Raw genomic sequence first — 13,292 nt, 5'->3', positions numbered from 1 at the left:
TTTCATGCTCCTTTCGTCGTCGGGGGATTGGGTGCGGTGGCGGCTGCGGGCAGATCGAAGTTCAGGCGGGCAGCGCCATCGGGGCGTGGACCACGAATCTTCGCCATGAGCCGCCCGAGATGGGCGGGCTCAATCATCGACAACCGGCCGCTGCGGTCCTTCGCAGGCAGGCCGAAATCGTTGATGGTGGTGCAGATGAATGCCCTGAACGGGTCACCCTTCTCGGGGCGCAGTTCGGTCAGAGTCACGACTTCGTCGACGATGCCGGGCAATTCGAGGCCGGTCTTCGATCCCTCGATCTGCATCGAGAAGAAGGGCTTGCCGAAGTCGTCGAGCTTGCGGTCGAGAAGACCGACCAGCCAGATGTTCTTGGCGGGCGTGTGCTGCAGATGCGTGAGCCAGCCGATCATCTCCTGGCCGAGCAACCCGTAGGTCGCGCGGAGATCCGGCTTGCCGGTGCGGTCGGACTGGGCCTGGGATTGGCCCTTGCACCACTGAAGGCAAATGCGAGAGGCGACGGAGATGCTGTCGACGAAGACGGTGTCGTACTTGTCGAGCTGGCTAGCGGGACCGAAGGCCGCGCAGACCCGCGCGAAGTGCCCGGGCCCATAGGACTGGTCGTCCCGCATGGCCGGGTTGGCACCGCCGATCCAGGCGGCGAGATCGCGGGCGACCTCCCAGTCGCGGATGCGGACCTCATCGCCAGGCCAGCCCTGCACGGCCAGCTCGCCCGCCTCGAGGTTCAGGAAAAGCGTTCGCTGCGGATCGAGGGTCAGCAGTTGCGTGGTCTTGCCGATGCCGGAGGTGCCCGTGAGCACCCCCTTGATACCGCGCGCCTCGCGCAGGCGTTCGTCGGCCGTGATGATGCGGAGCGGCCCGCCGCCGAAAGGGGAACTCACTTGCCGACCTCCAGATCCCGCACAGCGGCCGAAATGGCGATGTCCGCGCCACAGGCGCCCTGGCGGCGCGACATCTTCAACACGTCGCCAAGCGCATTCGTCAGCCGGTAGAGCTCGGACTGCTGCCGAGCCAAGGCGACAAGCGCGAACTCGATGTCGTCCACAGTGGCGCGCTCGATCGGCACCGCGCGGTTCGGCCTGTCGGACAGGGCCGGAACGTTGATCGTGTCGGGGATCGCCTCCATCCAGCTCGACTGGCGCAGGCGTTTCAGGGGGGAAGTCGTGAACATGGTGATGCTCCGTGTTTTCGTCGGTTGGTGTCCAGGGATCGTCGGCAAGACTGCTGCCGGGCCTGACGCCGCCCTGGAGCTTGCGGTCGGAGTGTTTCCCCGCGTGGGGGTGTTGCATTCCTCCGAGGGCCCGGCATGAAACTTGGTGGAACCGGGTCATCGCCGGTCCTGTTGTCACCTACCGGCGGGACTCCGAGACTGTCGGGGCGGCGCCGAGATATGCCGCGAGATCAAGCGCCTCGGCGGCCTTCCGGATCGTGCCGAGCCGGGCGTAGACTGTGCTGCGGTGGATCCCGAGGGCTTCGGCCGCTTCCGTGGGCGACATGTCGATCAGCGCCAGCGCGACATCCCTGCAGGTCGGTGTCAGACCCGCGAGAAGCCGCTGGACATCGCGGACCAGCCCGAACGCCTCGTCCGGCGCACGCGCGACGGCGGCATGCGGCATCGCGCTGTCAGGCAGGGTTTCCGCAAGCGGCAGCGTCTCGTCATCGCCGCAACCCTCGGGCGGGGTGTCGAAATCGACCCACGCCCGCTCAGCCCGCAGGCGTTCGGTCGGCGCGGCCAGCGTGGCGATGCGGTTGGCCAGAACGCGGTCGGCGAACGTGTCGTACTGACCGCGGGAGGGGTCGAACCTGTCATCCCGGCGATAGAGGTGCAGACGCAGGTCCTGCTTGATGTCCTCGGCCTCCATGCCGGGGACCGAACCTGATCGGGCAAGCCGTTCAGCCCGGATGGTGATGTTGCGGGAGACGCGCGAGCGCGCGTCGCAAATGGGGTGGAAACGCTCCATGAAGTTTCGCCTTCGTCCAGGTGGACGGGCACGCGGCCCGAGTGACCGGGACCGGCGAAATTTCGTTGGAGCGGTGGCCTTGGCGGGCTCAGCACAAGGAGAAACCGCTGAAACCCGGTTGGATTTCAGCGGCTTGAGAGGCGAACTTTTTCGAAGAAATTCTTGAGGTCAGCCAGCGAATTTTCGTCGGGACTGTCCCTGAATGCCTTGCTGGAGATCGTCGGCATTCGCCACGAAACGGGCAACGTAATCGCTTCCGACCGTGGGCAGCGGATCGTCAGGAATCCCGAATGCGGCTCGCAGCGCCTTGGACAAGGCCTGTTTCTGTTTCTGGTGCTTCGAGGTGTCGGCACTCCTGGCATGATGGACGGGGAGCCGCCCGCCTTGTATCGCGATGGCCTTCAGATAGGTCCACGCTGCTTTCGGTTTGCCGTCCTTGGCGCTTTTCATCCCGAGACCATCGGGTTCGAACCTGCGGGTCTCGCCCCGGAAGCTCACATTGACGACCTCATCGGCGACAAAGCGGATGCCGATCTCTTCCCACCGCGCATCGGTCGGCAGCGCCCATGCCAGGTTCGAATCCGCGTTCTCCATCCCGCGTGCGAGCTCAGCGCGTAGGTCGGCGAACATTACGGTCGTCGGCTGGCAAGGCCGCAAATCCCCGCGATCATTGAGTTCGAGCAGATCGTCGAGGGCCAGGCGCGACACGCCATTCCGATCGAGGCCAGCGGCGAGGTGCGCCGGGATGGATGACGTGGTCGGGGCCAGCAGCAGCTTCGGGCCCGGGTGGGCCAGCACGTCGTCGAATTGCGCGGCATCCTCACTTGGGACCGGTCCAGGCACTGTGAGGAATATCGGAAAGCCACGGCCGGCAAACACATCATGAAAGCCGATTTTGAAGACCGCGCGGCGGTCGAAACTCGCAGGGCTGTTGGACAGGTCGAGTGCGCTGGCGATGCTGCGCGCCAACCCCACACGGTCGAGGCTATAGACCATGATGTCGCTCATGTTCAGATCGAGGTCGGCGCAGGCCTTGGGACTGTCTCCGCAGACAGCACGGATGCTGCCATCTTCGTGGTGTACGATTCGACGGGGACATCCCTCGCCGCCCGGTGACGGGCAGGAGATACTCGTCGCTGGCGTTCCGGTCGATCGCACCAGTGGCAGAGGGCAGTCAGGTTCGTCGACCACCACGCAGCCGAATTCATCGCCTAACAGGCTGGCCCACTCGCGCCGGTCGGTCGCTGCATCGGTCAGCGCATCAAGCGTCTTCCAGAACTTCGAAATCCTCATCATCATCCGTCCCTGCCGCAATAGCCCAGAACCCGCGCGCCTTCAGCCAGGCTTCGATGACCTCCTCGTCCGATTCCCGCTCATACCGGGCGATGTTCGCGGGCCTGATCGTCACGGACCGCTCCCGTTTGCTCCCTTCAAACGCAAACTTGAACGTCGCATGCGTGAACGCGCCGCCAGCAAGCCGTTTCCCCCAGTTTTCGCCGTAGGCCGTGAATAGATCCTCGCACTTACGGATTTCCATCTCTGAAATCTTCCCCGGCCAGCGACGGCCAAACTCCACGAAACGCACACCGGCAATTCCCTCAATATCCCCATAGGCCATCGAGTCCGGTCCGAGCTCGCGCAGCGGATCCAGCGTGTAGCGCTCGGAGCGATCGAAATAATCCTCGCTGCCGAACAACGCCTCGCCAAAGACTTTGAGGTAAAGTTCCCGCTCGCCCTTCGTTCCGGCGTTCACGCCGATCTCGTCGGTCTCGCTGTCGTAGATCAAGACATCATGTTGTTGAGGCCGATAGAATGCGATCCCACTTTCACCGTCGTCCGGGTGTTTGCCTTCCCGGCGCATCGGCATGCCGTGCCGCACGAGCAGCCAAATCTTTCCACCGCGCGGAAACGCAAATATCCGGCTGTTGCGCCCGCGGCGCTTTACCTCGAACCAGTTGTTCATCCGGTCCTGCATAGTCTTTGCAATGGCGTCGGTAATGGCCGGGAGTTCGGCGGCCTTTTTCTTCGGACGCGAACCGGCGAAATACATGAAGTTGGAGCGTTGAAACGCCACGGTCTCGGCATGCTGGCTTTGCAGCAGCATGGGCTGCGCAAGCCAGATCTGGACCGAGACATCGGCCACAGAAACCTCGTGATCCTTTTCGATCTCGATACCCGCCGCTGCGGCGCGGTCGAGCAGTTCGTCCATCGCCTCATGGGATGCGGTTTCGTGCACGTAATAGAGCGCGTTGACCATATCCTCAGGGACCGACGCGTCTGGGTTCATCAGGACATTCGCGATGGCTTCGAGCGGCATGTCATCTGTCGACCACGCGGCAACGTCGAGCCCGCGGGACTGAAAGTAGTCCTGCCACGGTTCAAGAAATGCCTTCAGTCTCGCAGGGGCGATCTGCTTGAGGCGATCCGGGTTGCTGAAAATTCTCGGGTTGAATGCGGGCATCGGCCTCGCTGCTCCTGAAATTATCGTCTTTCGCAAGACTAGGAAGGAATCTTGCTCGTCACAAGATTGCGTTCACGGCAAGTTCCGTGCGCGCGATCCGACAGTCCGAAGCCCCCGCCGGTAGGTGAGGAGAGCATCTGGAGCTCTCCCATGACCGGCATCCATTCGGCGCGCCGCGCCACCCCGCATTCCCGCATGCCAGCGGCGCCCACCCTCGGGGGTCGGCGCATGATCGATCCCGACGAACGCGAACAGGCAGCCCTTCGCGCTGCCCTCAGGAACATGGCCGAACTGATGGCCGAGATCGGCTGGACCACGCGGTTCGCCGATCTGTCCGAAGCACAGGCGCTCGCGCTCGCGACCGCCACCGTCGACGGCTTCCAGGAGGCCATGGCGACCAGCGCACCCCGGCCCGATCCGGAGGTGCCGTTCTGATGGACGCTGCTTTCGATTTCAACCATCGGGAGAAGCCGCCCAGTTTCGCGGACACCGTCAATGCCTGCATCGACAACGCCCTCGTCGCGGAACAGGCCGAACGCCCCGAGCGCGACTATCTCGGGGGCAGCAGGCTCGGAGACGTCTGCCAGCGCAGGCTGCAGTACGAATACCTAAAGACGCCGAAAGACCCGGGCGCCGGGTTCTCGGGTCAGTCCCTGCGGATCTTCGCGCTCGGGCACGTCCTGGAAGATCTGGCCATCGCCTGGCTGCGCAAGGCCGGGTTCGACCTTCGCACGCGCAATCGACACGGCGATCAGTTCGGCTTTTCGGTCGTGGGCGGACGTGTTCAGGGGCACGCCGACGGCGTGGTGGTCGCGGCGCCGAACGGCATGGCGGTTCCGGCGCTCTGGGAGTGCAAGTCGGCCAACGCGAAGAACTGGCGCGAGATCGCCAAGCACGGTGTCGCGAAGGCCAAGCCGGTCTACGCCGCGCAGATCGCGCTTTACCAGGCGTATCTCGGTCTGACCGAGACGCCCGCGCTCTTCACCGCCGTCAACAAGGACACATGCGAGAACTGGCACGAACTCGTGCCGTTCGATGCCGCACTCGCCCAGTCCGCCAGCGACAAGGCGGTGACGATCCTGCGTGCCTGTGATGCGGGTGAGCTTCTTCCCCGCCACACGGCCGACCCCGACCACTTCGAATGCCGCTTCTGTGCGTGGCGGGAACGGTGCTGGGCATGACGGTCCCGTCCGACACCATCGCACCCGACGACGTCGCGCCCGACGCCGAAATGATCGCGGTCTATGCAGATGTCGTTTTCGGCTACTGCGACGGCTGGGTGCCGGTTCGTGCTCTGGCCGAGAAAGGCGCGGGCGATGGCCCGCCGCACGTGCCCTTCATCGAAGCGGATGGCACGCTCGCCGCGAAACTCGCGCTGCAGGCGACATGGGCCAGCGGCGTCGGAATGGCGCTGTTCGTGGCCCCCGGCACCGTTGCCGCTCCCGGCGACGCACGGGCGGAGAGCATCGTGCAGACGCAGGTGGTGCTGGTCGATCTCGACCATGGCGACATCGGCGCGAAGCGCGACCATCTCGTGCAGCATCTCGGATGTCCGACACTCGAAGTCGCGTCCGGTGGCGTCACCGCCGAGGGGCAGCGGAAGCTGCACCTCTACTGGCGCCTGACAGAACCCGCCGAAGGCGACGACATCGCCACGGTCTGCCGCGCCCGGCACATGATCGCCGCGAAAGTCGGCGGCGATCCCTCCTTCCGTTCCGCGCACCAGCCGATCCGGGTGGCAGGATCGATCCATGCCAAACAGGGCCGGCGGCGGTTGGTGGAGATCCTGAACCGAGATCCACGCGATCACGACCTTGGCGAACTGCTCGAGGCCATCATCGCGATGCCGCCATTGGAGGGCGAGACCGGGCTCGACTTCAACATGGCCGCCACCGAGCGCGGCAGCGTGACCGAGATTTTCGGCCGCCAGGTCCGCGAAGGCGGCGTGGATGGCACCACCCGGTTCGACGCGCTGTCGCGCGTCATCGGCTATTGGATCCGCCGTGCCCGCGAAGGCCACGTGCCGCGCGAACAGGCGTGGGAGGAAATCGTCTCCTACAACACGGCCCGCGTTGCCCCTCCCTGGCCGGAGGCACGGCTGCGCGAAGAAGCCGAACGCCTCTGGAAACGCGATGCCGCACGCAACGGCGAGATCGATGACGAGGATGACGGTCCCGATGGCGGCGGCCCTGCTGGCGGGGGGCATGATGGGCCGGTGCCGGTGCGCTTCACCGAGGATGCGCTCGCCGCAGCTTTCGCCGTCCGCCACGCCGAGACATGGCGCTACGTCGCGGGCTGGGGCCAATGGCTGACCTGGTCGGGCAAGCTGTGGCGGCGCGAGGAGACGCTGCAGGCCTTCGATCTGGCCCGGATGATCTGCCGTGAGGCAGCTGCGCGCGCGGGCTCGGCACGGCTCAAGGCGAAACTCTCCAGCGCCGCGACAGTCTCCGCCGTGGAGCGGCTCGCCCGTTCCGATCGCCGTCATGCCACCACCACCGAGCCCTGGGATCGTGATCCCTGGCTGTTGAACACGCCGGGCGGCGTGATCGACCTGCGCAGCGGCGCATCCCTGCCGCACGAACCAGAGCTGTTCATGACCCGGATCGCCGGGGCGTCCGTCGCCGACGCCTGCCCCGTCTGGCTCGGCTTTCTCGAAACCGTCACGGGCGGGGACGGCGAATTGCAATTATACCTGCAACGAATGGCGGGCTACTGCCTGACCGGCGTCACGACCGAGCACGCGCTGTTCTTCCTCTACGGCACCGGCGCCAACGGGAAATCCGTCTTCGCCAACACCCTGACCGCCATCCTGGGCGACTATGCCACCGTCGCGCCGATGGACATGTTCATGGCCACGCAGGGTGATCGCCACCCGACCGACATGGCCGGGCTGCGCGGGGCGCGCATCGTCACGTCCATCGAGACCGAACAAGGCAGTCGCTGGGCCGAGAGCAAGCTGAAGGCGCTGACCGGGGGTGACAAGATCACGGCCCGTTTCATGCGGCAGGATTTCTTCGAGTTCATCCCGCAGTTCAAGCTGCTGATCGTCGGCAACCACAAGCCCTCCATCCGCAACGTCGACGAGGCGATGAAGCGGCGCCTGCACATGGTGCCGTTCACGGTCACCATCCCGCCCGCACGGCGCGACAAGCACCTGGCGGACAGGCTGCTGGCCGAACGCGACGGGATCCTCGCATGGGCGCTCGAGGGCTGCATCGAATGGCAGCGGACGGGGCTGCGCCCGCCGCCCGCCGTGATGGCCGCGACAGAGGACTACTTCGAGGCGGAAGACGCCATCGGTCGCTGGATCGACGAGCGCTGCTCTGTCGGGTTGCACCTCAGCGCCAGCACCTCCGCGATGTTCGCCGACTGGAAGGCGTGGGCCGATGCGAACGGCGAGTTCGCAGGCTCGGTCAAGCGCTTCTCGGAAGCCCTGATCGTCCGGGGATTCGAGCGTCACAACACCCGCGCAGCCAAAGGATTCCGGGGCATCGCCCTCGACGACAGCAACTCTGACCTTTTCTCGGGAGAATAGGAAAATGCCAATGAAATCAGACTGTGTGACGGATGTGACGGATCATACCTATAAGACCGTTACGCGCGCGCATGTGCGCGCCTATGGAGCGGATAAGGAACTATCCGTCACATCCGTCACACCCGTCACCAACCCTCCGGTTCCGATGCGGGAGGGTGGTGGACTGCTCCGCTGCATCCTCGCGCTCGACCTCGGCACTTCGACCGGCTGGGCGATCCGCGGCCATGACGGCCTGATCACCAGCGGCACCGTCTCGCTGCGTCCCGGCCGCTTCGACGGTGGCGGCATGCGCTACCTGCGCTTCACCAACTGGCTGACCGAGATCGACCGGCTGTCCGGTCCTGTCGCCGCGATCTGGTTCGAGGAGGTCCGCCGCCATGCTGGCACCGACGCGAGCCACATCTACGGCGGGCTCATGGCCACGCTGACTGCATGGGCCGAACTGCGCGGCGTGCCCTACGAGGGCGTCCCCGTCGGCACGATCAAGCGACACGCGACGGCCAAGGGCAACGCCGACAAGGCCGCCATGATCGCCGCCGTCCGCGCCCGCGGCTTCAGCCCCGCCGATGACAATGAGGCCGATGCCATCGCGCTGCTGCTCTGGGTCATCGAGACGAACGGGGGTGTCGCATGAGATGGCATTCCCATGGCTACGGCGGCCGGCGCCGCGATCCCGAGCAGGTCAAGCGCGATGGCTGGCGGGAACAGGGCGTCCTCGCGGTCTCCGCCGATGACGACCGCCTCACCTGGCCCGAGCGTGAACTGGTCCGCCAGCTCGGCGAGAAGCTCTACGGCCCGCGCCCTTGCGACAGGGAGGCGCGCCATGACTGATCGTGAATGGACCGCCGACTGCGTCGCCGATCATTTCGAGGAGGCGTTCCGCACCCTGCGCAAGCTGCCGCCGGTGAAGGCGCAGGGCTACTTCAACACCTGGCCCGACATCGTGCGGACCAGCCGCGAGATCGCCGCTATGGAACCGGAGCCGATGCGTATCTGGCCGTCGGCGGCTGCGATCACGCGCCTTGAGCAGACTTTCGACTGGGTGCTCTGGATCGAGGAAGCGGAGCGCAAGCTGGTCTGGTCCCGTGCCGCGCGCGTGCCGTGGAAGCAGGTCAGCTACGAGCTGGGTTGCGACCGCACAACCGCCTGGCGGCGCTGGCAGCTGGCGCTGACCAAGATCGCTGCGCGCCTGAATGCACATTGACTCCAATGTGTTGCAACACTTTTCCCTTCGACATCTGCAACAGATCCATGCTATTCCGAAGGCAAGATGGGGAGAGTGCGCTGGAAAGCTCGCTCTCCCCTTTGCGTTGACGCAGGGCCTTCTGGACCCCGGGGTCCAGCGAGGGTCCGGCCGGGGTCCACCCCACGGCAGTTTCCGGTTCCTTCCTGGCGACTCTGTATTCGGGAGGGCTCAGCGCGGCATATCGCCAGCGACAGGGCCGGATTTTTGGGAAGCCACCCCGGCCGGAATCCACCCCAGATCGCCTGAAACCTTCGTAAAATCAAACGCCTAGCCGGACCCCGCAGGTGGATACCTGCTGGACCCCGTGTGGAGTCCGGCCCGGCATCCGGAGTCCGGAAGCCACCGGGTATCCACCCCGGCGACGCCGATCGACCATCGACAGGAACCTGCATGACCCTCGCGCACGGCACTGCGGCGAGCGCGGGCGCCGTCGCGCCGTGCGCCAGGTCTCGGACCAACCTGATCCCGCTCTGCCGCGCCTGCCATAAGCGGGTGGAGACGGTGTTTCACGATGTCGAGGCGGTCGATCCGCCGCTGCCCGTCACCAAGCTCGTCCTGTTCTGCAGCATCCATGCGCGCCGGACGGTGACCCTGCACATGCTCAAGAGTTCCGCCCATGCCGACCACCGCCCTGCAGCTTGAAGACTGGCCCATCGGTCGGCTGATCGAATACGACCGCAATCCGCGGAAGAACGACGATGTGGTCGACCGGATGGCGCAGGCCATCGTGGAATTCGGCTTCCGCATCCCGATCGTCGCGCGCAGCGACGGGCTGGTGGTCGATGGTCATTTGCGGCTGAAAGCTGCGCGTCTGCTCGGTCTCGAGACCGTGCCCGTCGTTCTCGCGGACGAACTGTCGGAGACGCAAATCAAGGCGTTCCGCCTGCTGGCCAACCAGTCGGCAAACTGGGCGGAGTGGGATGAACTTCTGCTGTCGGCGGAGCTGAACGATCTGCTGGCCGAGGATTTCGACCTGTCGCTGGTCGGCTTCTCCGACGGCGAGCTCGACAAGCTGCTGGCCTACGTTGCGGAAGACGGCGGTGAAGAAGGTGGTGCCGGGGGCTCCGTGCCGCCGGTGACCATCCCTGAACCGCCGCGCAACCCGGCATCGCGGACGGGTGATCTCTGGATCCTTGGCGACCACCGCCTCCTGTGCGGCGACAGCACCAGCGCTGCCGATGTGCGCCGCCTGATGAACGGCGAGCGAGCGATCCTTTTCGCGACCGACCCGCCGTATCTGGTGGATTACGACGGCTCGAACCACCCGACACGAAACAAGGACTGGTCGCAGTCCTACGGCACGACCTGGGACGACTCCTCGCAGGGGGCCGAACTCTACGACGGCTTCATCGCGGCGGCTGTGGCGGAAGCCATCACCGAGGACGCCGCCTGGTACTGCTGGCACGCATCGCGCCGCCAGGCGATGCTGGAGGCTTGCTGGGAAAAGGCCGGGGCCTTCGTCCATCAACAGATCATCTGGGTGAAGGACCGCGGCGTCCTGACCCGGTCGCACTACCTCTGGAAGCACGAGCCCTGCTTCATGGGCTGGCGCAGACCGAACCGCCCGCCGAAGGTGGCCGATCAGACGCTGCCCTCGACGTGGGAGATGCCGAGCTTCGCCAAGGACGAGCGGCCGGACCATCCCACGCCGAAACCGCTCGACGCGTTCGGGATCCCGATGCGCCAGCACGTGTCGCGCGGCGGGCTTTGCTACGAGCCGTTCTCGGGCTCCGGCTCGCAGATCATGGCGGGCGAGGCCAATGGCCGGCGCGTCTTCGCGATGGAGATCAGCCCCGCCTATGTCGATGTCGCCGTGGAACGTTGGCAGGCCGACACGGGACGCACCGCCGTTCTCGATGGCGACGGACGGACTTTCTCCGAGGTGCGGGAGGAGAGGCTGGGTGAATCCGATGCGGCAGACGCCGCATGAAGCAGTCGCGTACCATGTCGCTCGTCGAGGCCGTGGCAAACGTGATTTTCGGCTACGGTGTCGCCGTGGGGACGCAGATGGCGGTCTTCCCGCTCTTCGGACTGCATGCGACGTTGGCACAGAACATGATGATGGGCGCGATCTTCACGGTTTTATGCCGAGATCGGCATAAAACCGTTTATGCTGAGCGAATGATTATGCGGAGTCTGTGGCGCCCTTGACGGGCGCCACGGGAACTTTTGGCAGTTGTCACTCCGCATAATTCCGGTCGTTGCTCGCCTCCTTCAGCATCGCCATCAGTTTGTCCGGCACGGTGAAGCGCCCGCGTTTCAGGGTTGGCGGACCCATGGCTGTGAGTGCCTCGAGCTTTTCGGTCGGGTCTGCGCGCAGGTACATCTCGGTGGTCTGGACGCTGGCATGGCCGAGCCAGAGCGAGACCTTGCGGACATCGCCAGTGGCCTGGAGCGTGTGCATCGCGCATGCCCGGACGACTCCGCATAATCATGCGCTCAGCATAAACGGTTGTGTCGATCGCTCGCAGCTATGCGCTCAGGCGGGTGTTCGAGGAGATACGTGTTCGCCGGACTTGGAGATAAAACCGCCGCCCACTCGGGGCGGCGGTCATGATGTGGTCGGATCCTTTGGCTTCAGGCTACTGGCAACTTGTAGACCCGTCCGCGCCCTTCGACCTTCTCCGAGGAGACCGCGAGGCCCAGCTTCTTCTTGAGCGCCCCGGCCATGGCGCCGCGTACTGTGTGCGACTGCCAGCCCGTCGCGGCCATGATCTCCTCGATGGTCGCGCCGTCCGGTGCGCGGAGCATAGCGATCAGCGTGGCCTGCTTGGTGCCCTCGCGCGGTGTTCGCATCTTGGGTGCGGCCTTGGTCTCGCCCGTGGCGTTGTCCGCTCCTCCCTCGCTGGGCGCTTCTGCGTCACCCGTGGGCGCGCTGTCGGCGCTCTCCGGCACGATGCCGATGGCAGCAAGCCCGGTTTGGGTCGCGACCAGCGTGACGCCGTGGCCGTCGCCCGTTTCGCGCCAGACAGGCTTGCCCCCGCGCAGGTTGGCGTCGACCTCTTCGATGAGGCCCTTGGCGATCATCGTCTCCACCACCTTGGCGGCAGCTCCGCCGCGCAGGTTTGGCGGAAGCGGCAAGGCATTATGGCCGTCGCGCTGTGCGGCGGCGCTGAGAATCACTGCTTGCGTCTCGGAAAGCTTGGTCATGGGGTCGTCTCCATCTCGGGTCGCACCATCGCGGCCCTTCTACGACCCCGAGCCGCGCAGGGCGGCGCGGCCGGAGTTCAGGCGATGCCGGAAATCACTCGGCGTGTTCGCCCTCATTGAAGGCGCTGTCGGTGATGCGCTTCAGAAGTGCGGCGTAGTGGGCGAGCGTTCCGACGTGGCCCCAATTGATCTCGTCTGGGCTGGTGTCGAAATGGTCCGCGCTGAGAGCGGCGAGCCGCTCCAGCATCGCGTCGATCTCCACCTTCCGGGCGATGAAGGCGTCGATCGCCTGCGGCTTGTTCGGGGTCTTGGTCATGGCTGTCTCCGTCCTTGTTGGTGACGCCATACAGGCTCTGATCGCAGCGCTTATCAAGTCGATAAGCGCATCATTTTTATTAGGAATTTTGCGTCGATATGCAGGGGCTTAGCGAACGCCAGTACGCCGCCCGTGTGGGCCTCTCACGGGGCGCGATCCAGAAGGCGAAGGCGGCCGAGCGGCTCGTCCTCCATTCCGACGGCAGCATCGATGCCGATGCCAGCGACGCCCGCCGCGCGGAGACAACGGACCCGTCGAAGACCAGGAAGGCTCCCACACCGAAGCTGAAGCCGGTGCCCGACGTGGCCCTCTCAGCCGTCGGCGAAACACTCCGGGAAAGCGGCCTGACTTCGCCCGCGACTGGCGGTGGCACGACCTTCCTGCAAGCCAAGACGGCGAACGAGGTGCTGAAAGCGCAGGAGCGCCGCCTCCGGCTTCAGAAGATGAAGGGCGAACTCATCGATCGTGCGCGCGCGACCGCGCTCGTCTTTCGGCTCGCGCGCGAGGAACGGGACTCATGGGTCAATTGGCCGTCCCGCGCGGCGGCGCTGATGGCGGCCGAGCTCGGCGTTGAGCCAGCCGCCATGCAGAAGGTCCTGGAAAAA

At 65.4% G+C, this 13,292-nt stretch carries 18 protein-coding genes; 10 read left to right on the top strand and 8 right to left on the bottom strand.

The genetic code is table 11. The annotated features are described in order from the left end of the window. Positions 1 to 2: 2 nt before the first annotated feature. The 5 genes from MK313_RS05950 to MK313_RS05930 form a co-directional block, all read right to left on the bottom strand. Positions 3 to 899 (bottom strand): ATP-binding protein, encoded by an 897-nt coding sequence (locus tag MK313_RS05950; RefSeq protein ID WP_287780459.1) that lies wholly within the window; start codon positions 897 to 899, stop codon positions 3 to 5. Beyond that, positions 896 to 1,189, bottom strand: coding sequence for a hypothetical protein (locus MK313_RS05945; RefSeq protein WP_287780458.1), 294 nt, complete (start codon positions 1,187 to 1,189; stop codon positions 896 to 898). The genes MK313_RS05950 and MK313_RS05945 overlap by 4 nt, the downstream gene beginning before the upstream one ends. 178 nt (positions 1,190 to 1,367) lie before the next feature. Next, positions 1,368 to 1,979 (bottom strand): sigma-70 family RNA polymerase sigma factor, encoded by a 612-nt coding sequence (locus MK313_RS05940; protein WP_287780457.1) that lies wholly within the window; start codon positions 1,977 to 1,979, stop codon positions 1,368 to 1,370. A 168-nt stretch (positions 1,980 to 2,147) separates the two neighbouring features. Further along, positions 2,148 to 3,278: a hypothetical protein gene (locus MK313_RS05935; RefSeq protein ID WP_287780456.1), complete on the bottom strand. Its 1,131-nt coding sequence runs from the start codon at positions 3,276 to 3,278 to the stop codon at positions 2,148 to 2,150. Further along, the gene (locus tag MK313_RS05930; protein ID WP_287780455.1) at positions 3,241 to 4,440 is read right to left on the bottom strand and encodes a hypothetical protein; all 1,200 of its coding nucleotides are present in this window, start codon (positions 4,438 to 4,440) and stop codon (positions 3,241 to 3,243) included. Before MK313_RS05930 ends, MK313_RS05935 begins: the two co-directional genes overlap by 38 nt. Before the next feature lie 150 nt (positions 4,441 to 4,590). Between MK313_RS05930 and MK313_RS05925 the strand changes: the two genes are divergently transcribed. The 9 genes from MK313_RS05925 (at position 4,591) to MK313_RS05885 (ending at position 11,372) form a co-directional block, all read left to right on the top strand. Next, the gene (locus MK313_RS05925) at positions 4,591 to 4,875 is read left to right on the top strand and encodes a DUF6511 domain-containing protein (RefSeq protein WP_287780454.1); all 285 of its coding nucleotides are present in this window, start codon (positions 4,591 to 4,593) and stop codon (positions 4,873 to 4,875) included. After that, positions 4,875 to 5,621, top strand: a complete 747-nt coding sequence (locus MK313_RS05920; protein ID WP_287780453.1) for a hypothetical protein — start codon at positions 4,875 to 4,877, stop codon at positions 5,619 to 5,621. Before MK313_RS05925 ends, MK313_RS05920 begins: the two co-directional genes overlap by 1 nt. Further along, positions 5,618 to 7,975: a phage/plasmid primase, P4 family gene (locus MK313_RS05915; RefSeq protein WP_287780452.1), complete on the top strand. Its 2,358-nt coding sequence runs from the start codon at positions 5,618 to 5,620 to the stop codon at positions 7,973 to 7,975. Before MK313_RS05920 ends, MK313_RS05915 begins: the two co-directional genes overlap by 4 nt. Positions 7,976 to 8,120: 145 nt before the next feature. Then, positions 8,121 to 8,609: a crossover junction endodeoxyribonuclease RuvC gene (locus tag MK313_RS05910; RefSeq protein WP_287780492.1), complete on the top strand. Its 489-nt coding sequence runs from the start codon at positions 8,121 to 8,123 to the stop codon at positions 8,607 to 8,609. Beyond that, on the top strand, positions 8,606 to 8,806 hold the full coding sequence (locus tag MK313_RS05905) for a hypothetical protein (RefSeq protein WP_287780451.1): 201 nt from the start codon (positions 8,606 to 8,608) through the stop codon (positions 8,804 to 8,806). The genes MK313_RS05910 and MK313_RS05905 overlap by 4 nt, the downstream gene beginning before the upstream one ends. Beyond that, on the top strand, positions 8,799 to 9,179 hold the full coding sequence (locus MK313_RS05900) for a DUF6362 family protein (RefSeq protein ID WP_287780450.1): 381 nt from the start codon (positions 8,799 to 8,801) through the stop codon (positions 9,177 to 9,179). The genes MK313_RS05905 and MK313_RS05900 overlap by 8 nt, the downstream gene beginning before the upstream one ends. A 432-nt stretch (positions 9,180 to 9,611) precedes the next feature. After that, a complete protein-coding gene (locus MK313_RS05895) occupies positions 9,612 to 9,863 on the top strand; it encodes a hypothetical protein (protein WP_287780449.1) in 252 nt (83 codons plus the stop codon). Further along, the gene (locus tag MK313_RS05890; protein ID WP_287780448.1) at positions 9,838 to 11,151 is read left to right on the top strand and encodes a DNA modification methylase; all 1,314 of its coding nucleotides are present in this window, start codon (positions 9,838 to 9,840) and stop codon (positions 11,149 to 11,151) included. Before MK313_RS05895 ends, MK313_RS05890 begins: the two co-directional genes overlap by 26 nt. 14 nt (positions 11,152 to 11,165) lie before the next feature. Then, entirely contained in the window at positions 11,166 to 11,372 is a 207-nt protein-coding gene (locus MK313_RS05885; protein ID WP_287780447.1) for a hypothetical protein, read from the top strand. 28 nt (positions 11,373 to 11,400) lie between these two features. Here the strand turns inward: MK313_RS05885 and MK313_RS05880 are convergent, their stop codons facing one another. The 3 genes from MK313_RS05880 to MK313_RS05870 all read right to left on the bottom strand — a co-directional run bounded on the left by MK313_RS05880 (position 11,401) and on the right by MK313_RS05870 (position 12,687). Next, positions 11,401 to 11,625 carry a hypothetical protein gene (locus MK313_RS05880; RefSeq protein ID WP_287780446.1) on the bottom strand — a complete coding sequence of 75 codons (225 nt, stop codon included), beginning with the start codon at positions 11,623 to 11,625 and terminating at the stop codon, positions 11,401 to 11,403. Between the two features lie 173 nt (positions 11,626 to 11,798). After that, positions 11,799 to 12,371, bottom strand: a complete 573-nt coding sequence (locus MK313_RS05875; RefSeq protein WP_287780445.1) for a DUF3489 domain-containing protein — start codon at positions 12,369 to 12,371, stop codon at positions 11,799 to 11,801. A gap of 94 nt (positions 12,372 to 12,465) precedes the next feature. Further along, a complete protein-coding gene (locus MK313_RS05870) occupies positions 12,466 to 12,687 on the bottom strand; it encodes a hypothetical protein (RefSeq protein ID WP_287780444.1) in 222 nt (73 codons plus the stop codon). A gap of 98 nt (positions 12,688 to 12,785) precedes the next feature. Between MK313_RS05870 and MK313_RS05865 the strand changes: the two genes are divergently transcribed. Beyond that, a partial coding sequence (locus MK313_RS05865) for an elements of external origin (RefSeq protein WP_287780443.1) occupies positions 12,786 to 13,292 on the top strand: 507 nt, incomplete at its 3' end.

The organism is Oceanibaculum sp. (genome assembly GCF_022449305.1).
Lineage (GTDB): Bacteria > Pseudomonadota > Alphaproteobacteria > Oceanibaculales > Oceanibaculaceae > Oceanibaculum > Oceanibaculum indicum.
Note: the sequence above shows the minus strand (reverse complement) of the source record. Positions and strands in the feature narration are given on the sequence as shown.

Coding starts and splice junctions, on each gene's coding strand:
- MK313_RS05910 (WP_287780492.1), top strand. CDS start 8,121: ATGCGGGAGGGTGGTGGACTGCTCCGCTGCATCCTCGCGCTCGACCTC.
- MK313_RS05895 (WP_287780449.1), top strand. CDS start 9,612: ATGACCCTCGCGCACGGCACTGCGGCGAGCGCGGGCGCCGTCGCGCCG.
- MK313_RS05925 (WP_287780454.1), top strand. CDS start 4,591: ATGACCGGCATCCATTCGGCGCGCCGCGCCACCCCGCATTCCCGCATG.
- MK313_RS05930 (WP_287780455.1), bottom strand. CDS start 4,440: ATGCCCGCATTCAACCCGAGAATTTTCAGCAACCCGGATCGCCTCAAG.
- MK313_RS05945 (WP_287780458.1), bottom strand. CDS start 1,189: ATGTTCACGACTTCCCCCCTGAAACGCCTGCGCCAGTCGAGCTGGATG.
- MK313_RS05880 (WP_287780446.1), bottom strand. CDS start 11,625: ATGCACACGCTCCAGGCCACTGGCGATGTCCGCAAGGTCTCGCTCTGG.
- MK313_RS05940 (WP_287780457.1), bottom strand. CDS start 1,979: ATGGAGCGTTTCCACCCCATTTGCGACGCGCGCTCGCGCGTCTCCCGC.
- MK313_RS05875 (WP_287780445.1), bottom strand. CDS start 12,371: ATGACCAAGCTTTCCGAGACGCAAGCAGTGATTCTCAGCGCCGCCGCA.
- MK313_RS05885 (WP_287780447.1), top strand. CDS start 11,166: ATGTCGCTCGTCGAGGCCGTGGCAAACGTGATTTTCGGCTACGGTGTC.
- MK313_RS05935 (WP_287780456.1), bottom strand. CDS start 3,278: ATGATGATGAGGATTTCGAAGTTCTGGAAGACGCTTGATGCGCTGACC.
- MK313_RS05905 (WP_287780451.1), top strand. CDS start 8,606: ATGAGATGGCATTCCCATGGCTACGGCGGCCGGCGCCGCGATCCCGAG.
- MK313_RS05890 (WP_287780448.1), top strand. CDS start 9,838: ATGCCGACCACCGCCCTGCAGCTTGAAGACTGGCCCATCGGTCGGCTG.
- MK313_RS05920 (WP_287780453.1), top strand. CDS start 4,875: ATGGACGCTGCTTTCGATTTCAACCATCGGGAGAAGCCGCCCAGTTTC.
- MK313_RS05915 (WP_287780452.1), top strand. CDS start 5,618: ATGACGGTCCCGTCCGACACCATCGCACCCGACGACGTCGCGCCCGAC.
- MK313_RS05900 (WP_287780450.1), top strand. CDS start 8,799: ATGACTGATCGTGAATGGACCGCCGACTGCGTCGCCGATCATTTCGAG.
- MK313_RS05870 (WP_287780444.1), bottom strand. CDS start 12,687: ATGACCAAGACCCCGAACAAGCCGCAGGCGATCGACGCCTTCATCGCC.